Below are 20,648 nucleotides of genomic sequence, written 5' to 3'. Positions count from 1 at the left end.
GTGAAGGAAGGTTTCAGATGACACGTCAACTGCGGCCATTTGCTTCAATTGATAATGGAACGGCAATATCGGATAATTTCGCTGTATTCTGCTGCGGCTTTCGATACAAGGGTTTATCCGATGAGAATTCTGGTAACCGGCGGTGCCGGGTTCATAGGTTCGCACCTCTGCGAACGTCTTCTGAACGAAGGGAATGAGGTGATTTGCCTCGACAATTTCTTCACGGGCAGAAAGGCCAACATTGCTCATCTTCTCAACAATTCTCATTTTGAGCTTGTTCGGCACGATGTGACCGAGCCCGCTTTGTTCGAAGTGGATCAGATATACAATTTTGCATGTCCTGCCTCGCCGGTCCACTACCAATACAATCCCGTGAAGACCGTCAAAACGAGTGTCATGGGTGCAGTGAATATGCTGGGCCTGGCGAAACGCGTACGTGCCCGCATCCTGCAGGCTTCGACCAGTGAAGTTTATGGGGACCCGTTAGAGCATCCGCAGACGGAGTCATATTGGGGAAATGTGAATCCCATCGGCCTTAGGGCCTGTTATGACGAAGGCAAGCGTGTCGCAGAAACGCTGATGATGGACTATCACCGGCAAAACGGGGTTGACACGCGTATCGTTCGAATTTTTAACACTTACGGGGAACGAATGCTCGAGAATGACGGCCGCGTGGTGTCCAATTTCGTCGTTCAGGCCCTAAAAGGCGACGAACTGACCATTTACGGCGACGGCACGCAAACCCGTTCGTTCTGCTACGTCAGCGACCTTGTTGAAGGCATCATAAGGCTTATGAATGCAGAGGGCGACGACATTCATTTGCCTGTAAATCTCGGCAATCCGGGCGAGTTTACGATGAATGAACTTGCCGAAGAGGTCGGCAAAGCGACAGGCAAGGACATTCGACGTCAAATATCTGCCGCTGCCGCAGGACGACCCGAAACAGCGTCGTCCGGACATTACGAGAGCGAAAAAGCTGCTCGGCTGGGAACCCAAGATCCCGTTGGCGGAAGGTCTGAAGAAAACGGCCGTGTATTTTGAAGGCGTGGTCGGGTCATCAATAAAAGCAACATCATGAAGGTCCTAATTACAGGCGGAGCCGGATTTGTCGGCAGTCATTTGGCCGACCGTTTGATCGGCGAAGGCCATGACATCACGGTCATCGACGACCTTTCTACCGGCCGATATTCCAATGTCGAGCATCTGGAAGGCAACAAGAACTTCCGGCTTATCATCGACACGGTCCTAAATCAGACGCTGATGGAGGAACTCATCCGCGAAGCCGATCGCGTTTACCACATGGCATCAGCTGTGGGCGTCAGGTTGATCATGGAACAGCCGGTAAAGACAATCGAGACGATCTTTCACGGAACTGACGTTGTCCTGAGCCGTTGTGCCCGATACCGCAAAAGAGTGCTCATTCCCAGCACATCGGAGGTTTACGGCAAAGGCTATTCAGTGCCTTTTCGCGAGGAGGACGACCTGTTGACCGGTGCGACCGACAAGCATCGCTGGGCGTATGCCTGTGCGAAAACGCTGGATGAATTTCTCGCTTTGGCTCATTACAAAGAGACGCGGCTGCCTGTCGTCGTCGCAAGGCTCTTTAACACCGTCGGCCCGCGGCAGACAGGGCAATACGGAATGGTCGTACCGCGTTTTGTGCAGGCCGCGATGAAGAACGAGCCGATCGAGGTCCACGGCGACGGAACGCAGTCACGATGTTTTGGCCACGTCGCGGATGTTGTTGAAGGGCTAACAAGAACACTGGAAACGCCTGCGTGCTTCGGTCAGGTCATCAATTTCGGCAGCGATGCGGAGGTATCGATAAACAACCTCGCAAAACGCGCGATCGAGCTGACGGGAAGCTCCAGCGAGATCAAATATATCTCATACGATGAGGCATACGGCGAGGGCTTCGAAGATATGCAGCGGCGCGTCCCGAGCCTCGAAAAAGCCGGACGACTGCTGGGATACAAGCCAACCCGAACCCTCGACGACATCATCAATGATGTTGCGGATGAATTTAGGGCCGAGGCTCCCGCATCGAAACATGCACAGAATTAGTAGGTTAGTAGGTCTCAGGCCTTTTTCACTTTTTGCAGGCGCATTATTGGTGCTTTGGTCATTAGTGGGCGTCAATGCCCAGTCGACCGGCGGCGTAAAGGGCAAGGTCAAGAACATGAACGGCGACGGCATCGCCGGAGCGGAAATAACCGCACGCCAGGACGGCAAGGACGTTCGTTCGACGACCGCCGACCGCAAGGGCAGCTTCCGTCTGGATGGCCTGCCCGAAGGAACTTACAACATCATATTTGAGGCTCCGGGCTACAGTTCCGGAGCGAAATTCGGCGTCGAGATCCAAAGCGGCAAGGTCCGGGACCTTGGCGAGAGACTTATCCTGACGGTCGATCGGGGAACATTGGTCCTCGTACAAGGCAGCGTTTTCTACAAGGATGGAACGAGTGTCGCGGGAGCAAAGGTGCAGATCGAGGAAATACGCTCCGACGGCTCAAAACGCTCACTCGGAACCGCCGCAACATCACTCAGCGGCGAATTCACATTCCGGCGAAAAGAAGGCCCCGCACGCCTTCGCATCACCGCATCGCATAAGGGAACATCAACGGTAAAAGAGGTCGAGGTCGACTCCGCCGCAATTTACCGTGTCGCTCTGACGCTAGACTCTACGCGGGAAAACTAATTGACCGTTTCCGAAATTTGATCGACGGGGCGCATCGACTCAGCACCGGCCTGGTCGGTGACGACAAGCGGCAATTCGTCGAGCACTACCGCGTTTGCGACAGTTTGCACCCAATACGTTCCCGCGGTTTGAAAAACGATATTCACAAAAAAGCTGATGTTGTCCGTTTGGCCGCCCTCGGCGAGATTGATGCGCGTCGGCTGTGACGAAACCACAAGCGTTTGGCGGTCGGGAGCCATAATGCGGACCTCCGTATCATGTTCGCCTGCTCCTTCCCAATGATTGATGACGGCAAATTTAATGAGCGACACGGGAAGCTGCTCGACCATCATATTTTGAAAAATACCCATAAATGACAGCTTGTTGCCCATCTCGACCCGGACGTCGTCGCACAAGAGTGTGTATTTGAGTTTTAGATTCGGTATGTTCATGTTCTTCTTTTTGCCTCAAAGGCCTCTTGAATCAAGTTTTACTTCCCTGCGGGGCAAGGTCAACTGTATAATCTGAAAACCCGTCATCGACGAACTAAAAGCAGCTATGATGATGTACGCGCTTATTTGTATCTCGCTGATCCTGCTCGGGGTCGCAGGACTCCAGTTCACCTATCTTTTCTATGTGGACCGATTGTACCGAGAAAGGCGAAAATACCTGCAGGATCTTGAATACCGTTATGCACGTCTGACCGCACGGCTCGAGTATGCCGAACGCAGAATAACAGAACAGCAGGATATTATTGCGACGTTAACAGGTGAGGAGTTCGTAGAGGAAGATTGGGAAGACATCATCGAAGAGCATTAGTCCTCGAATTCGACAATAGTTGCACCCCAACTGCCTGAAAATTCCGGCGCGGTCTTGAATTTGCGAACGAGATCCGATTCTGACAGCACCTTTCTGACTATCTCCCGCTGCACGCCGACGCCTTTCCCATGAATGATCCGGACGACGCGAAAACCCTTTTTGTATGCCTCGGCCAGATACGCTTCGGTCACAGCCCGAATATCTTTAGGACTGAACGAATGAAGATCGAGCGAATCTGTTATCTCGATCTCAAACGGCTCATCGAATGGCTGTTCTTCCCCAAGGTTCATCTTCTGCGCGAGGGTGTTGCGATCTTCGTCTCATATTGAGCGATGTCCTCAGGCGGCGTCAGACGAATTCGATTCCGATCCTTATAGACCGTAAAGCTCTTTTCCTGCAATTCGCCCGACGGGCCTCTCAGCGACACCGTGAACACCTTATTGTCAGCCTTTCCGTCCATCTTCAGCGGCAGGCGGCCCCATAGCTCAGCGTTCGGCGTAGTTCGATAAACCGTGTAGTACGACTGATCGTACTTATCGAACGCCAATACCAAAATGCTGTCAAAGTCGGGTTCGACGCCGTCTATCGGTTTCGAGAAGTTGCTGCGTGCCAAAATGACCCAATTTCCCGGTGCCAGCTGCCTTCCATCTGCCGGCTTGCTTGCTGCATCTGTATCGAGCCGCTGCCAAGTTACGAACTTTCGGTTGTTGTGCTGAAACGTGATGATGTCGTTCGGCACCTGAAGTTCGACCTGGCGGCCGAAAAGCCAGCCGGCGGGAGCAGGCGATACCGATGGGTCGATCCGAACGAGATACCAGACGTCATATTTCTCGTCCATCTTTTCAGGCTCGCCCACCTCTTTCGCTGCCTCTATCTCTTCGTTCTGTTCACGGCGGCCGGTCTTTCGCTGCCCCTTAGGAGCATCGTCGACGTCCGGGACTTCCTGTTTCGGTACAAATCGCCACGCCATGATCTCGAATGTCGAGCCGGTGGCAAGCCTGAAAAGGACATTTTCGGGGGTCATGTCAGGTGCGGCGCGAAGATTTGAAGCCGCACGCAATAGGCCCGCGGCCTGCGGCGTCTGATCCTTGAATTCCTCTGCGATCTCGCGCGAACGCTCCAAGGTCTCACTGGTGATGACGTTCTGGGCCTCGATCCAGCCCTCGGTCAGAGCATCATCACGGGCTCGAACACGATACCAGAGCACCTTTTCAAATTCGACCTGATCTAGAACATCGAGCCTGTCGCCGCGTTTCACCTCAAGAAGGTCCGCGGCCACGACCGCATAGGAAGTGCGGATCTGTGCGGTCTTAGCGATGACCGTCGCCGTATCGCTGGCACCAAAGATATTGACGTCCAAAATTTCGCACCCGCTAACGGCCAGGGCTGCGGCGAACAGGAAAATACTGATGAAAACTCGCAGGATCATTGCACTTTACCGAATCAACTTACGCCAAGCATTATATCCTAAATCGTCGAGCAGTGCCTTTTGCTTTCCACTCAAACGGGCGCTTACGGTCAGTCTGCTGTTAGCATCGACAAGCCCTGCTTTGGCGATCGCTTGTCGCCAGTCAACTCTTTGATCGCCGGAGATCGTCGACGAAACAAGCGGCTTTAGCTCCGGATAACTGCCAAAGACCGACAATATCGATTCGGTTGCAGGTGATGAGCGCTCATTTGGGCGATGTTTCAAATATATTTCGCGCAAAAGTGTCTCAAATGACCGTTTTCCGCCGGATGCCGCCAGCATTTCGATGTCGATCATGAACGCAGTGATCATCCCGCGGGCGTACATACGTGAGTCGTTCCCAGACCAACTGCGGCCCGACATCGCGACCAATGAAAGCGGTTCGGACGCCAACATTTCTATACGATAAGCCCTCGAAAGCGTGTCGAGCATATCGTCAAACCGGATCCTGTTCATCGCAACAGCAGCCCTGAGCGATGCATAAACAGCGGCTCCTTCGTAAAACCAAGCATAGTTTCCGTCAAAGTTCACACCATTCGGCAGCCACAGGTGAAAAAGTTCATGCCGCAATATCTCGTGCAGCCGCTGTTTTGACTGCGTTGCGAACGCTGTGTCGGACATAAAAATGTTCACCGTTCGCCCGCGAGTGTCTGCTTCCCATGAACCAAAGCCGTTTTGGGGCGGCATAAGCGAGACAGCCACAAGTATTTCACCCGTTGGTGCTCCGCCGAACATTTTCGAGTAGTATTCAACGATCTCGGCGGCAAAACTCGAAAGATCATTGTCTGAAAAATGCCACTTTCCTCTGATCGCTACGGTCGGTGTATTCTTGGTTCCCTGCTTCACGAGCCATTCGCTGCCGATCAGAAGAACGGCTTTTTCGACATTTGCGAAGTCAAATTGCCCATCCGCGGTTCGCGTTTCCACGGTTAAAGCTTGCCGGTCCCGCGGGATATCCAACCGCACCAACGCCGATCGCTTTCCGCCTGTTATAGGCAAAAGGTCATCCAACATCAACACTGCGTTGGTGCCGTCGGACGCTGATACGAATGCAAGGCCGCTACGCCGGCCGCGATCTGAAATATCGACACTATAGCTCCAGGAATCGATCTCTTTCTCCGCGAGAAACGCCCCCGCCGTGATCTTGCGAAAGCCTACATTTTCATCGCCTGCGAAGAGCCGAACTTCGCTCACCCTTTCCGAAAGTCCCGGAATGCCGGCGGCCTCATCCGTCAAAAAGAAAGCCTTTCTATCCGTGCGTTTTGCCGACTGGAGGAATCGGCCTTTTATTACGACAATACTGCTCTCGCGGCCGTTTATTGCAACGGTCGCGGACATATCTTGTCCGAATGCAAACGCCGCCGCCAGAATCGAAATGATCAATAAAGCAACAGGTTTCCCGATCCTCTTTGACACGGCAAGTATAAGGCGAATATTATGTTGTTTTGCTCTCAAGGTGGTCAGATTCTCAGAATAGAGGATTTTATGAGCCTAATCAAAGTTGTCATTTACGTACTCGCCTTTGTGCTCAGCCTGCTGTTTTTGGGGCGATTCTTCTTCTAAGGCATAGTGCAAACTGCCGCTGGTAAGATGAGATCTCACGACATTTGGCAGTCATTAAATTTAAGAATAGTTGTGTTTCAGGGCGGCCGATGTGCCGCCTTTTTCGGTTTTTATGAGCGAATTAAGAAAGATCAAGCGTGCTCTTTTGAGCGTTTCGGATAAGGAAGGCCTCGCGGAATTCGCGGCCGCATTGAACGAATTTGGAGTCGAGATGATCTCGACCGGCGGCACGGCAAAGGCTCTTCGCGATAAGGGTTTTTCCGTAACTGACGTTTCTGAAGTAACGGGCTTTCCTGAAATGATGGACGGCCGCGTCAAGACGCTGCACCCGAAAATGCACGGAGCTTTTTTGGCTCTACGCGACAACACAGAGCACGTCGCCGCGATGAATGAACACGGCATCGAGCCGATCGATCTCGTGGTCGTCAATCTTTACCCGTTCGAACAGACCATCGCGAGAGACGGCGTCCCGCTGGAGGAAGCGGTCGAGAATATCGACATCGGCGGCCCGTCGATGATCCGCTCCGCGTCCAAGAATTGGCGCGACGTTGCGGTCGTTACCGACAGCCGTCTTTATGCTGAGATCATCGACGAAATGCGGGCGAATGACGGATCGCTCTCGCTGGAAACGCGTTCACGGCTTGCGGCACTCGCATATACGCGCACGGCGGCGTACGACCTGGCGATCTCGTCATATCTTGCATCGCAGCTCCCGAACGACGACATCGCACGTCTCGAACCGCTCAATCCGCTTGGGCATCTTTCTTTTTTTGAGATCGCCGACGAAACAGACAGTGACGATGACAATGAATTTTCTGAATATGTGAACATCGAGCTCGCCAAGGCCGCTGACCTCCGATACGGCGAGAATCCGCACCAACGCGCCGCAATTTACAGAACTGCAGGCGGCGGAATTGCCGACGCCGAACAGCTCCACGGCAAGGAGATGTCGTTCAACAACTATGTTGACGCCGACGCCGCTTGGGCATTGGTCAACGATCTCGACGAAACCGCGGTCGCGATCATCAAACATACAAATCCGTCGGGCGTCGGCACGGGCGATACGAATCTCGACGCCTACAAACGTGCCCTCGCGACCGATCCGGTTTCTGCATTCGGCGGCATCGTGGCATTCAACAGAAAAGTTGACGCCGCAGCGGCAAGCGCGGTCATCGAGGTATTTTCCGAGGTGATCGTCGCTCCCGGTTTCGACGACGACGCGATCGAAATATTCAAAGCCAAAAAGAATCTCCGTGTTCTTCGTGTCAGCAGCCCGAACGAACGTGAGGGCTCGACGGAACCCGAATACAAGCAGATATCCGGCGGCTTCCTGGTCCAGGACGCTGACACGCATCGCTTGATCGCCGCCGACCTTAACATCGTCACAGAACGCCGTCCGACCGAAGACGAGATTCGTTCTATGCTTTTCGCGTGGACGGTCTGCAAGCACGTCAAATCGAACGCCATCGTTTTCGCACGAGACGGCCAGACGCTCGGTGTCGGTGCCGGCCAGATGAACCGCGTCGATTCCGTGCGTATTGCGGCGATGCGGGCTGAGCGTTTTGAACTCGAACTGAAAGGCTCTGCACTCGCGTCCGACGCGTTCTTTCCGTTTCGCGACAATGTTGACGAAGCGGCAAAATTCGGCATTACGGCGATCATTCAGCCCGGCGGTTCGGTGAAGGACGACGAATCGATCGCCGCGGCGAATGAGCACGGCATCGCGATGGCGTTCACCGGCATTCGGCATTTCAAGCACTAAGCCCGTCAGAAAAGGCTTGACAATATCTAGTGGCAGTGTTTAAACTTAACGCAATTAGGACGACTGAGGAACGCTCGAGGGGTTTTCGGGATTCGAAGACCGTCGGGCATTTTTTTTTGAAACTTCCCACACCAAAAGGAGAAGACCAATGAGAAAATTATTTGCAGCAATGATGGCGGGCGCTCTCGCCATCTCGTTCACGGCGTGCGAACAGGCCGCCAACAAACCCGCGAATACTACCAACACCAATGCGAATGCCGCCAAGCCGGCCGCTGCGGCACCGACCGCAGCTTCTTTGCTTGAACAGGAAAAGAAAGCTCACGCCGCATGGTTGTCCGGTGACACCGCGTGGTTCACTGAGAATCTCTCGGACAAGTTCGTCTCCTATCACAACGGCCAGCGGTTCGCGAAATTGGACGAGGTCAAGATGGTCGCCGACGCGAAATGCGAGGGCAAGGACACCAAACTTGACGAAGAGCAGCTCGTAAAGATCAATGACGACACCTATGCGATCGTCTACCGCAGCTCCACCGATGCTGAATGCACGGTGGGCGGGCAGAAAATGAAGGTGCCTAGTCCGACGCGTGCTGCGACCATCTGGGTCCGCGAAGGCGACAAGTGGAAAGGAGCTTTCCACAGCGAAACTCCGATCATCGACCCGAAGAATCCGCCCGCAGCACCGGCAAAGACCGAAGCTAAGAAAGAAGAGCCTAAGAAGGACGAACCCGCAAAGGATGCCGAACTCGCAAAGAAAGAAGAGATGAACAAACCGCAGCCGAGCGCCAACACCGATGCCCTGACCAAAGCCCACAATGGCGGCTGGGAAGCCTGGCGAACAAAAGATGCGAAATGGTTCAACGATACACTGACGGCAAGCGCGGCTTACGTTGACGCTTTCGGCGTACTCCATTCCGGCAAAGACGCTCTCGTAAAACTGTGGATCGAGACCGACGCGGCGAATTGCGAAGGTATAACCAAAACTTCGTTCAGCGAATCAATGGCTTCGGCCTGGTCACCGACCGTCGAGGTCCTCACCGGTAAAGGTTCCGCGGACGGCAAATGCGGCGGACAGCCGAACGGCCCGCTTTACCAGACCGCGGTCTATGTAAAAGAAGGCGACGCCTGGAAACTCGCGTTCATGATGTCGCAGAGGCCGATGTAATTTCGCACCTCGGACATCACACTCAGAAAGGCTGCCCCGTGCAGCCTTTTCTTTTTCTCCCTTATTCCCTTGTCTCCCCATCTCCCTGTCTCCTTGTCTCCCGTCTCCTATCTTAAACTCTCCACCCACACTTCCCTGCCGTCGGTGCGGAAAGTGATCATGCCGCGACCCTGTGTCGATAGAACTTGGGCGCCGGCGGTTCGCCAGCGTTCGACGACGTCCGGGTGCGGATGGCCAAACTGCGAACGCCGCCCTGCCGAGACGACGGCGTAGCGGGCGTTCACCGCGTCTATGAACTCACTTGTCGAAGACGTGCGGCTGCCGTGGTGCGGCACCTTTACGACATCGACGTTGCTCAGGCCGTTCGCGGTCAACGCGGATTCGCCGCCGCGTTCGATATCACCGGTCAGCAGAATGCCGCGGCCGCCGAACGTCAGACGCAGGACGAGCGAATTGTCGTTATTGCGGGCGGCGGCGTCCACGGCGGGGTGGAGCACTTCGACGGCGGCACCTGCGGCGGCGAAACGCATGCCGCGATGCATAATGACGGCGGGAACACCGCGTTTTGCGGCGAGTTCTGTCAGAGCGGCTATTTCAGGTTCATATTCGACGCCGGGCCCGATCCACAACGCACCGACGGCAAAGTTCTTCAGAACGTCGCCCAGTCCCTGCGTATGATCCGCATCGGCATGCGTCGCCGCGACCGCATCGATCCTCCGCAGACCGCGATGCCGCAGGACGTTCGAGACGACGGCCTCGCCGATGCCCATACGATCCGGCACGAACTCCGCCGCCTCATCTTCCTGCCGCCGCATCGAACGAATGTCCAACTGACCGCCGCCATCGACGAGCAGCGTGCTGCCGTCAGGGAAAGTAACAAGCGTCGCGTCGCCCTGCCCGACGTCTATAAAATCCACACGCAGCGTCCCGTCGTGCGTCGGAAACGGCCCGATGATCGAAACAACGCCGAAAAATGCCGCCGCCGCTGAGGCTGCGAGCAGATATTTTCCGGTCGGTGCCTTCTTGATGTCGAAAGGCCTGAGCTTGCTGATCAGCCAAGCGATCGCGACGAACGCGGCAAAATATGCCGCATAAATGATCGTGCTTTTTCCGCTGAACGCCGGCAGCCGAAAGCTCGCCCACGAATTCTCCGTCACAAATCGCGGCAGTGACAGCATCACGGCCGACGCAAGTTCTGTAAGCAGACAGAACGGCATCGCGAGCAGGTCGCTGAACTGAGCTATCGCCGCACCAACAAATGCAGTAACGCCTGCCGCCGCAGCGAGCGGAGCGACCCATAGATTCAACAACACACCGGCGACCGACACACGGTTGAAATAAACTATCATCAGCGGCAGCATCGCCGCCTGAACCGTTGCTGATATCACCGCCGCCTCGAAGGCGTATCGAGCGAACTTCTGCAGCAACTCGCTCCCGAAAAGACCTGCTTTCTCAGGCTTTAATATCTTCGCCTTCCAGGTCTGTTTCGACTGCGAGATCTGCCAAGCTGCCGGATTCCAATACAAAGCCTCGCAGAAACGCACGATCCGCCGCGGAACATTTGGCGGAAAGGGCCGATTCATTGTCGGCATCCACTCGCCGATCTCGCGGCACATTTTCACGAGCGGCCAACCGATGCCTGCGATCGCCGCGATGCTGACGAACGTCAATTGAAACGAGGCGTTGAAAATATCCGAAGGCCTCCACGCCGCGATCAGCAGAGCACAAAAACCAAGCGTGTTCAGCATCGAACCTGTTCGATAGATCGCATAGCCGAACAAGATCACGGTGAACATCAACGCCGCTCGCACGACCGGCGGATCAGAGCCGACCGCAACCGCATAGATACAAAGTCCCGAAGAAACAGCGAAGAAATGAAACCAGCGGTTTCGCGACAATCGACGTACTATCAACATCAACAGCCCGCCGATGAAAGTGATATGAAGCCCGGAAATGACGAGAATGTGGAACGTCCCGCCCTCGCGAAAAACGTCGGCGGTGCGTTTGTCGAGCAGATACTTGTCGCCGAGCGTCATCGCGGACATGATCCCCGCTGCCTCCGGGCTCAGGCTGCGGCGGTATTCGTCGATCATCGCCGTCCTCGCGGCATAGCCCCATGCCAACGGCAGAAACACGCTCTCGTCAGCCAGATGCTCTATCAGCAGAGCGCTTTTTACGGAGCCGACGGCGTCAATTCCCTGCGAATCCAATATCTCACGACGCGGCGTAATGCCCGGATTCAAGTAACCGTCGTCGCGTATCAGCGTAAGCGCAACGCGGATCCGCGAGCCGTAAATAAGCGGACGTTCGAGCTGCTCGGGCGGATCTTTGCCGGGCAAAGGTTCTGTTGTCAGGAACAAGCGAACAACGCCGGCGGCGGGCATTTCTACGCCTTTGTAGATCAGCTTTTCAACACGAACGGGAAATTCGATACCGTCACAACGCGGCTCAGGCCCTGCGTTCAGAACGCCTTCGATCTCCACTGGTTCGCCTGATTCGATACGGCCGATGTCATAGATATAGCGGATCCGTTCAGGAGTGACGGAGCTGAGTTCCCAACTATAAGCCGCACCACCTGCTGCGGCGAACACCGCCAAAAAGATCATTCCAAATGCACGCGTCTTCCTTAATGCAAAGGCGGCAAGAGCTAATATCACCGCCGCGACAAGCCATATTGTCAGGTCGTGAAAGGCGAATTTTGCCGACGTTATTCCAAATACGAATGCCGCGAATGACCACATCGCGGCGTTTTTTGTTTGCGGAGCGGCGGACATATCTGCATTAACGGGCGGCCGGGGCGAGCGTCGCACGATAGCGCCGTTCGCTGATGCCGGGAACCAGCAGCAGGTGTTCGCGGCGGCGGAAAGCACCGTATTCCGTGCGATGCGAAATGATCGCCGCGGCGGTCTTGGGGCCGATGCCGGGTAGGCGTTCGAGATCGGCCGCGGCGGCGGTGTTTACGTCGATCACGGCCTCGGCCGGAGACACGCCGGTGTATTCGACACGCGTCGTGCAGGAGGCCGTAAACAGTATGACTGCCAGAATTATCGCCAGTTGCGGCATTGGTGTTTCGGCGGGAATTTTAACGCAAAGCGGGAAAGGTGAAAAGGCGAAAGAGTGAAAAAGTGGTGCTCAGTTGTCAGTTGTCGGTGGTCGGTGGTCGGTTGGAGTGCTTAGCGTGATGCGTTTCCCGCAAAGTCGCAGAGACGCAAAGACCGCAAAGGGGAAAGCAGGAGCAGCGGCAGGAGCGGGAGCAGTGGCAGAACTATTCCTCGTCGCCGAGGGCGCCTTCGGCGATGTCCTGCAGGTCTTCGTAGGCTTTGGGCAGGACGGGGCGGGCACGCGTGGAGCCGTCCATCTCGCCGATGTAGCCTTCGCGGACCATCGCGTCGAGAATGGCGGCCGCTCGTCCGTAGCCGATACGCAGATGCCGCTGCAGCAGGCTGGTCGAACCGCGTTTTGCCTGGACGACGCACTTGAGCGCGTCCATGAACAGCGGGTCGCGGCGACCGGGCAGATCGCCGTCGGCCTCTTCTTCATCGGGCGGTTTCGTGATGGTCTGGTCATATTCGGGACGGCCCTGTGCCTTGATGAATTCGACGACCTTTTTGATCTCTTCTTCGTCGGCAAATGCGCCATGCACGCGGACGACATTCGACTGGCCCGGCGGCAGGAACAGCATGTCGCCCTGGCCGAGCAGGCTCTCGGCACCGTTGGCGTCGATGATGGTGCGGCTGTCCACCTTTGACGACACGCGGAACGAGATGCGCGATGGGAAATTCGCCTTGATCAGGCCGGTGATTACGTCAACGGACGGCCGCTGCGTCGCTAATACGAGGTGTATCCCGACCGCACGCGCCATCTGCGCCAGCCGCGTAATGGATTCTTCGACCTCTTTGCCCGCGACCATCATCAGATCGGCGAGCTCGTCGATGATGATGACGATGTAGGGCAGCAGTTTGTGCGGCTCGCCGTTGTCGTCCCACTGTTCGAGCTCGTTGCGGCGTTTCGCCTCGACGTTGTAGCCGGCGATATTTCGGACGCTGTAACCCGCGAGATCCTTGTAACGCCGCTCCATCTCGGTGACCGCCCAGCGGAGCGCGTTGGCGGCGCGTTTGGGGTCGGTGATGATCGGCACGGACAGATGCGGGATGTCCGCGTAGAGGCCGAGCTCGAGCCGCTTCGGATCGACCATGATGAACTTCACCTCGTCGGGACGCGCCTTGTAGAGTATCGACATCACCAGCGTGTTCACGCCGACGGATTTGCCCGCACCGGTGGCACCCGCGATCAGCAGATGCGGCATCTTCGTCAGGTCGGCCACGTAATTCATGCCGTCGATGGTCTTGCCCAAAGCGAGCGTCAGCAGGCCGTCGGACGAGCGGAATTTTTCGGATTCGATGACCTCGCGAAGGTGAATGATCTCGCGGTTGACGTTCGGCACCTCGATGCCGACGTAGGCCTTGCCCGGAATGCGGTCGATGCGGATCGACGGGGCTTTCAGCGCAAGGCAAAGATCGTCCACGAGGCCCGTGACGCGGTTGTATTTCACGCCGGGATCGGGCTTGAATTCGTATGTCGTCACCACCGGCCCGGGCAGAATGTTCACGACCTTGCCCGCGACGTTCAGCTCGCCGGATTTGCGCTCGATCTCCTGACTTAGCTCGATCAGCGCCTCGCGTTTCGCCTCGATGCGTGCCGAAGGCGGCGTGAGCATATCGGGCGTCGGCAGGCGGTAATTCGCAAAATCCTGGCCTTCCGCAGGCGGCGTGTCGGCAACGGCTTCTTCGTCTTCTTCGGCAGCTTCCGCGGGCTCTTCGAATACCAGTTCCGGCTGACGCATCGCTATCGGCGGTTCATCGACCAGTGTCGGTACGGGCTGTGCGTCTTCGGCAGCAATGACGGTCGGCAGCGAAGGCGGCGGCTCGTCGCCGATTATGGTCGGCGGAACGGCGTCGTCGGGGTCTTGGCGCTTTTTACGCCGCCGTTCGGCACGCTGCACCGCGGCCTCCGTCTCGCCCATATGCGATGAACGCCGCCGTGCACGCCATTCCGAAAACCGCAGACGCAGATTGCTCCACGCGAGTTCAAAATGCCCCATGAAACCCGCGACGGTGAAATTCGTCAGCAGAACGACGGAACTAATAAACACCGCGGCCAGCAAAATTATCGCCCCGATGCGGCCGATAAAATACGCCGTCCAGCCCGCCGAGGCCTCGCCGACGATCGCCCCGTAACCGCCGAAAAGCGCAATCAGCCCCGACAGAGCGACGACGAAAAACACGAAACCCGCGATCCGCAGCGGCTTTGGCACCAGCGTATCCGCCTGATGAACGCGCAATGCCGCCAGAGCGATAAGCATCGGAAAAAGGAACGACGTCCAGCCGAAAAGATTGATGAGGATGGACGCGATATTAGCACCAAGCGGCCCGATCCAGTTTTTCGTTACGCCCGTTCCGTTGCCTGTCGAGAACACCGCACGGTCGTTCGGGTCGTTCGTGATGAGTGAAAGAAAAACAAGCACCGCCAATGCCGCCAACACGATCGCCGCCACATCGTTCCAACGCGAATGCTCGGCCGCCTTGCCTTTTTTGGCGATCAGCGTCGTCCCGTCCGCCAGACAATAATTGATATCGTCATCTCGGTATACGGCCTTGCATGTCGGGCATGTTTTCACAGTGAACAACTATAAACGAAAAATGATCAGCTCTTTGTCGCCGTTGGCGACGAAAATCAATCCTGCTTAATGTGACGAGCCCTTCTTGAACAACAAAAATTCCTGAATGAACTCGTCGATGGCTCCGTCCAGAACCGCGTCAACATCGCTGGTCTCGTGTTTCGTTCTCGTGTCTTTTACCAAACGATAAGGATGCAAGACGTAGTTGCGTATCTGGGAGCCGAACGATATGTCCATCTTGCCGGCCTCGAGTTCAGCGGCTCCTTCGCGGCGTTTTTCGAGCTCGATCTCGTAAAGTTTCGAGCGCAGCACCTGCATCGCAACGGCGCGATTCTGTATCTGCGACCGCTGATTTTGACAAGTTACCACAATATTCGTCGGTAAATGCGTAATTCTTACCGCAGAATCCGTCACGTTCACGTGCTGGCCGCCCGCACCGCTCGAACGATAAGTATCGATGCGAAGGTCTTTGTCTTCGATCTTTACGTCTATATTCTCGTCGATCTCGGGCGAGACAAACATCGACGCGAACGAGGTTTCACGGCTGCCGCCGGAATTGAAAGGCGAGATCCGAACTAAGCGATGCACGCCGGCCTCGGCAGCGAGCAGTCCGTATGCATAATCACCCTCGACGCGGAACGTCGCAGATTTCAGGCCCGCTTCCGCTCCGGGCTGCTCATCCAATATCTCGACCGAAAAGCCTTTCCGCTCGGCCCAGCGGAGATACATCCTAAGCAGCATCTGGCAGAAATCCTGCGCGTCCGTGCCGCCCGCACCGGCCTGAAGCGAGCAGATGGCATTGTTTGCGTCCGTCTCGCCCGAAAGCAGCGACTGTACCTCGGCGGCAGCGACCTCGGCATCGAGCCTTTTGATCAGTTGTTCGAGTTCTTTTGCCGAATCATCGTCGGTTTCTGCAAATTCGAAAAGAACTTCGGCGTCCGAAACGCCCGTTTCGAATCCTTTCTGCAGTTCAAGCTGCTTTTCGATCAGCGAACGCTGCCGGACGACCTTTTGAGCCGTCGTCTGATCGTCCCAAAATCCCGCGGCGGATATCTGCTGTTCCAGTTCGTCTAGTTGAGTTTGTTTGCCAGGCGCGTCAAAGAAACCTCCCAAGTTGGGCAACTTTGTCTTTGATCGCGTCGAATTTTTCTCGTAGGTCGGTGAGTTCCATAACGTCGGAACCACCTGCGGTAGCGGGTGGTTTAAGATATTTTCTACTGATTACTTTGACAGAAAGCTCTGTCTCGTTCAACCACCCGCTACCGCAGGTGGTTCTGACCTTTTCGATGCTGCAGAAGCCCGCGCGTGAGCAAGGGCGTGAGAGAAGATACATAATATCGGTCAACCTCCCGTCGCCAACGGCGACTTTCGACCGGTTGCGATGCCGAATATCAACAACCCCAACGTAACGATCGTACACAACCACGCGAACCAATCCCCATACCTCACATAAAAGGTCTGCGAGCCATCGGATCTCGACACGGTCCAGACGCGTGTGTCTTCTTGATACACCGGAGCGGGGTCTAGTACTTCGCCGCGTTCGGTTATGTAGGCGGTTATGCCGACGTTTGTGACGCGGAGGACGGGGCGATTGGTCTCGACGGCGCGGAAAACTGCGTTTGCGAGATGTTGCCGCAAGATGGGCGTCGGGCCGAGATAGCCGTCGTTCGTCATCTCGATCAGCACGTCGGCACCGCGGCTGACGTATTCGCGGGAGAGCTGGCCGAAGTGCGATTCAAAGCAGATCATTATGCCGCCGGCCGCATCGCCGAAAGGCAGCAGGTCGTATTCGCGGCCGTATGAAAAATTCCCGACAAAGGCAGGCATGACGCTCTCAAAAGGCACCGGCACAGCCTCGCCGAAAGGCAGCAGATAGATCTTGTCGTACTGAGCGGCCATCTTGCCGTCAGCCCCGATCATTACTGCGGAATTGAAATATTTGCCGTTTGTCGGGTCGGGCTCGGCAGAATTGAACAGCAGGCTGACATTATTCCGCGTCGTAAAATCCCGCACGTACTGCTGAAACTCCCGATCGTCGTTGTACATAAAGTTCATCGGCGATTCGGGGAGAATGACGGTGGTTGGTAGTCGGTGGTCAGTGGTCAGTTTGTTGATCTCGGACTCTGCGACGTCAAACTGCCGCTGCCTAAGCTGCTGCCATTTGTCGAAATTGAGCCCCGACATCGGGACGTTTGGTTGGAGAGCTATGATCCTCGACACTGGGCCGTCCTTCGGAGGTCTCGTTTGCTCATAATGCAAAACGGGCAGAGACATTGATCCGGCTATTGCGAGCAACACTAACGCTGTTGCCAAACGAAACTCCCTTTCGATCTTGACCAACATCTGATATCTAAGAAGGAAGATCAGGTATGAATTGGCCATCGCCACAATGCCGGTAACGTAAAGAACTCCTCCGATAGCCGCCCCCAAGCCGGCCCTAGTTTCGAATTGCGAATACCCAACAGCATTCCAATTATTCCCCGTCAGCCAGTACCGTAGAAATTCCGTTAATACCCAAACGAACGGTGCGGCGAGAAATGCCCAGTACCCGAAACGTCGAAGCAGGTGCGACAATATTCCCGCAAATATACCCGGAAAAACACCTGCACCGATGCAGGCGATCAATATAAGTAAGTACGCAACGGGCCACGGCATCGCGGCGTAGTGTATCGGTGCGTAGGTGAGCCACCAGCACGTGCCGAAAAAGAACGCGGTGCCGAACAGCCAGCCGAGCAAAAACGAACGCCCGACACTGCCTTCGCGCTCGACCGCCCACATAAGAGGCACGAGTGCGAACCACGCCATCCACCACCATTCGAAATCAGGGAACGCAAGCGTCAGCAATCCCGCAGCAAGCAGCGAGAGCAATGCATTCTTCCAGGACGGCAAGAACTTCACGCAGATAGATTAGCAAATGCAGAAGCCCTCGCGTGAGCAACGGCGATGGCGAAACGTCAATCTGACCGATGAACGGTCAGGATGCGACAATTTTTGTCACCTATGAATGACGCGTTATGTCAGAATTCACCCACCCGGAAACAAGAATCCCGTCATAATGACCCAAAACGATCATCGAGGATCAAAACGGCGTTCACACAATGAATCAAAATGAACGAATATCCCGCATCTAAGCCAAATATCGATAAATGCAGTATATAAAGAAGGCGAGCCCGACCTTTTGGGTCGGGCTCGAATGGTAGGACAACTGAAGGAACGCTCGGAAGGTTCAAGAGCACAGTGGCAAACCGCGCTCGGTGTAGTGATGGCGGCGGGGTCTTGATATTTGATATCAAGCTGGCCGCTGTTTACTAAAGCACGTAGCGTGCCACAACTTCCGAGTTTCGCGGAAATTATCTTTGGAAAAATATGTATAGGAAAGAAAAGCCCGTAAAGACAGGCTCTTACACGTGTCGGATTATTGGAATTTACCTAACTTTACAACTAGCGGTCCCAAAAACCGCGGGAGTCACAATACGACTACACTATTTGGAACATCTTTCGGTCAAACGCTTCAGTCCGAGTGCGTCAGCGTCTTCAGGATCGATCTCGAGAGCCGATGCGGAGTAGTTCTTCGCTTCGAGGCAGTTGCCGCGTTCAACGAAGATCTTGCCCAGCAGGACGTGGCTTTCGATCAGGCGACTGTCCCAAAATATCGCTGTCTTTAACGAACTGATCGCTTGGTCAAGGTCGCGTCGGCGTATATGTATCTTGCCGAGCAGCAGATAGCTTTCCGCACTCATTGGCTCACTCGCCAAAACGCTTCGGAGCGCGGTCATCGCTTCATCATCTTTGCCATCCTTAACGAGCGTTCTCGCACGTACGAGCAATGCCTCAGTTTCGCTTATACGCGTAGTTATCGGCGTCGCAGCACGGCGGCTCATGACGACGGTCAGAAAATCCTTTCTCGCCGGCTGATCGACACGCAAATTGATTCCGGTGCCATTTTTTGCCTTGGCCCACTCGCGTTCGAGCAGAGCATAGCGGTTGTTCTCAGTCAGATTTCGCCGTGCCTGATCGTCAACGTCTTTCGCGGTCGGGTCATTGAGCGCTTCAAGTGCCTTAGCAAGCATGTAATACGACTCGCCGTCCCGCGGATTCAATGCGAGAGCCGCACGAAACTGGGTTGCAGCCTCAGAAAAATTGCCGTTCAGAAACAATGCGAACGCATAATTGAACCGCACAGCTGAATTGTCGTCGGCCGCCTCACTCGCCTGTTTCAGGAATTCGATACCTTCGTTGAGCATCTTGGCAGCATTTCCGGGGTTTCGCTTTTCAGCTCGGGCAGCTTGAACCGAGATCGACCCTAAGGCGTTAAAAACAGTAGTGAGCTTTAATTCCTCGGTCAGCGGCCGCATCGCCGCGAGTGCAGATTCGAAATTTCCCTGCTGCCAATAGATCACACCGATGTAAAAGGACGCTTCGGCGAATGCTTCGTCGTTGCAGTTCGACGGACGCTTTTCGGCACGAGCCGCTTCCCTGCATCCTTGCAACGCAGTTACAGTGCGTTCAAAAGCCGCAATAGCATCGGCAAGCTTTCGCTGGCCGAGATAATGATGGCCGAGTTCAAGAGCCGCCTCGGCGTAAATCCCGCCGGAAGTGCCGTCAGCGAAGAGCCTGCCCGCGTTAATGAGAAAAACCTCGCGAGCCTGCGAGTCGTTCGTGATAAGTCCCTTTATGTATGCTTCGAACGCTCGAGCGGGGATCTTGTTAGCAGATTCGATCAGTTGATTTTGCGAGAACGGCAGAGATTTATCGCGTTGATACAAGACCTGATACGCAACCTGGCCTTGGATCGTCTGGAGATTCGCAAGTGCATCCGTGAGGTTGATATCGCGGGTGATCTGGCGTCCATCGATAAGCTCGGTCATGAGGCGGCCCTCGTTAACACGTATAATTCGGGCGTTGATGTTGATCGTCGCCGCCACGTCTTTGTCAGCGGGAATTATGTTATAGCGGCCGGAAACGAGAAGATTCGCGTTAGAGTCGCGGGCCATCTTCAAAGACGCAGCAAGGCTCGGCAATGCGCTCAAAGGAATCCGCAGACGCTGCTGAACTATCTTTCGCTCATCGTTCGAGACGACATCGAGTCCGGGAACTTTCAGTAATTCCGAAAGCGAACCGGCGAATGATTCACCCACCCAGTTGAACTCAGGCTTTCCCGAGGTATTCTCGAACGGCAATATGATAACCCGGTCCGTTACCGCAGATTGTGCGGAAGCCGAAAGTGCCGCAAACCCGGCAACCACGGCGGCAACTAATAATCTCTTTGCAAAATTTCTCATCAAAAACACAAAAGATTCGCCCGAAGCGGAGCGAATCTCTGTCAATTACGATGCACGATCTATCAAAAAAGTGGTATCCGGTACGGGATTCGAACCCGTGTTGCCGCCGTGAAAGGGCGGTGTCCTAACCCCTAGACGAACCGGACACAAAATGCTCCGCCTTCCATCAGGCGAACAGTTAGGCTATCGAAAATGAACTTTCCTGTCAATCAGATCGGACGTCGTTTGTCCAATTTCC

General features: G+C 55.3%; 15 protein-coding genes, 1 tRNA gene and 1 pseudogene. 6 read left to right on the top strand and 11 right to left on the bottom strand.

Annotated elements, in window-relative coordinates; genetic code table 11:
- Positions 1–120 precede the first annotated feature (120 nt).
- From IPM50_13095 to IPM50_13085, 3 genes and pseudogenes are all read left to right on the top strand, one after another.
- A pseudogene (locus IPM50_13095) lies at positions 121–1,078 on the top strand (SDR family oxidoreductase).
- Complete coding sequence (locus IPM50_13090; protein QQS32575.1) at positions 1,075–2,064, top strand: GDP-mannose 4,6-dehydratase; 990 nt, start codon at positions 1,075–1,077, stop codon at positions 2,062–2,064. Before IPM50_13095 ends, IPM50_13090 begins: the two are co-directional and overlap by 4 nt.
- A 49-nt stretch (positions 2,065–2,113) precedes the next feature.
- On the top strand, positions 2,114–2,698 hold the full coding sequence (locus IPM50_13085; protein QQS32574.1) for a carboxypeptidase regulatory-like domain-containing protein: 585 nt from the start codon (positions 2,114–2,116) through the stop codon (positions 2,696–2,698).
- Here the strand turns inward: IPM50_13085 and IPM50_13080 are convergent.
- Entirely contained in the window at positions 2,695–3,129 is a 435-nt protein-coding gene (locus tag IPM50_13080; GenBank protein ID QQS32573.1) for a hypothetical protein, read from the bottom strand. The two genes, IPM50_13085 and IPM50_13080, sit on opposite strands and share 4 nt — an antisense overlap.
- 106 nt (positions 3,130–3,235) lie before the next feature.
- On the opposite strand from IPM50_13080, the gene IPM50_13075 reads away from it, so the two are divergent.
- A complete protein-coding gene (locus tag IPM50_13075; GenBank protein QQS32572.1) occupies positions 3,236–3,496 on the top strand; it encodes a hypothetical protein in 261 nt (86 codons plus the stop codon).
- On the opposite strand, the gene IPM50_13070 is transcribed toward IPM50_13075, so the two are convergent.
- The 3 genes from IPM50_13070 to IPM50_13060 are packed head-to-tail and all read right to left on the bottom strand — an operon-like array spanning position 3,493 to position 6,302.
- A complete protein-coding gene (locus IPM50_13070) occupies positions 3,493–3,786 on the bottom strand; it encodes a Smr/MutS family protein (protein QQS32571.1) in 294 nt (97 codons plus the stop codon). The two genes, IPM50_13075 and IPM50_13070, sit on opposite strands and share 4 nt — an antisense overlap.
- Positions 3,783–4,925 (bottom strand): hypothetical protein, encoded by a 1,143-nt coding sequence (locus tag IPM50_13065; GenBank protein ID QQS32570.1) that lies wholly within the window; start codon positions 4,923–4,925, stop codon positions 3,783–3,785. The genes IPM50_13070 and IPM50_13065 overlap by 4 nt, the downstream gene beginning before the upstream one ends.
- Before the next feature lie 6 nt (positions 4,926–4,931).
- Positions 4,932–6,302, bottom strand: a complete 1,371-nt coding sequence (locus IPM50_13060; GenBank protein ID QQS32569.1) for a hypothetical protein — start codon at positions 6,300–6,302, stop codon at positions 4,932–4,934.
- 337 nt (positions 6,303–6,639) lie between these two features.
- On the opposite strand from IPM50_13060, the gene purH reads away from it, so the two are divergent.
- Positions 6,640–8,289 (top strand): bifunctional phosphoribosylaminoimidazolecarboxamide formyltransferase/IMP cyclohydrolase, encoded by a 1,650-nt coding sequence (gene purH, locus IPM50_13055; GenBank protein QQS32568.1) that lies wholly within the window; start codon positions 6,640–6,642, stop codon positions 8,287–8,289.
- 148 nt (positions 8,290–8,437) lie between these two features.
- Positions 8,438–9,451: a nuclear transport factor 2 family protein gene (locus IPM50_13050; protein ID QQS32567.1), complete on the top strand. Its 1,014-nt coding sequence runs from the start codon at positions 8,438–8,440 to the stop codon at positions 9,449–9,451.
- A 107-nt stretch (positions 9,452–9,558) separates the two neighbouring features.
- On the opposite strand, the gene IPM50_13045 is transcribed toward IPM50_13050, so the two are convergent.
- The 7 genes from IPM50_13045 to IPM50_13015 all read right to left on the bottom strand — a co-directional run bounded on the left by IPM50_13045 (position 9,559) and on the right by IPM50_13015 (position 20,556).
- On the bottom strand, positions 9,559–12,225 hold the full coding sequence (locus IPM50_13045) for a ComEC/Rec2 family competence protein (protein QQS32566.1): 2,667 nt from the start codon (positions 12,223–12,225) through the stop codon (positions 9,559–9,561).
- Between the two features lie 7 nt (positions 12,226–12,232).
- Positions 12,233–12,514: a helix-hairpin-helix domain-containing protein gene (locus tag IPM50_13040; protein QQS32565.1), complete on the bottom strand. Its 282-nt coding sequence runs from the start codon at positions 12,512–12,514 to the stop codon at positions 12,233–12,235.
- Positions 12,515–12,716: 202 nt separating this feature from the next.
- Positions 12,717–15,128, bottom strand: a complete 2,412-nt coding sequence (locus IPM50_13035) for a DNA translocase FtsK 4TM domain-containing protein (GenBank protein QQS32564.1) — start codon at positions 15,126–15,128, stop codon at positions 12,717–12,719.
- Between the two features lie 66 nt (positions 15,129–15,194).
- A complete protein-coding gene (prfB, locus tag IPM50_13030) occupies positions 15,195–16,313 on the bottom strand; it encodes a peptide chain release factor 2 (protein ID QQS32563.1) in 1,119 nt (372 codons plus the stop codon).
- 156 nt (positions 16,314–16,469) lie between these two features.
- Positions 16,470–18,026, bottom strand: a complete 1,557-nt coding sequence (lnt, locus tag IPM50_13025) for an apolipoprotein N-acyltransferase (GenBank protein QQS32562.1) — start codon at positions 18,024–18,026, stop codon at positions 16,470–16,472.
- Positions 18,027–18,610: 584 nt separating this feature from the next.
- Complete coding sequence (locus tag IPM50_13020) at positions 18,611–20,410, bottom strand: tetratricopeptide repeat protein (GenBank protein ID QQS32561.1); 1,800 nt, start codon at positions 20,408–20,410, stop codon at positions 18,611–18,613.
- A gap of 71 nt (positions 20,411–20,481) precedes the next feature.
- A tRNA-Glu gene (locus tag IPM50_13015) sits at positions 20,482–20,556 on the bottom strand.
- Between the last annotated feature and the right edge of the window lie 92 nt (positions 20,557–20,648).

It is taken from the genome of Acidobacteriota bacterium, from assembly GCA_016700075.1.
Lineage (GTDB): Bacteria > Acidobacteriota > Blastocatellia > Pyrinomonadales > Pyrinomonadaceae > OLB17.
The sequence above is the reverse complement of the archived record's forward strand: the minus strand, read 5'-3'. Positions and strand labels throughout refer to the sequence as shown.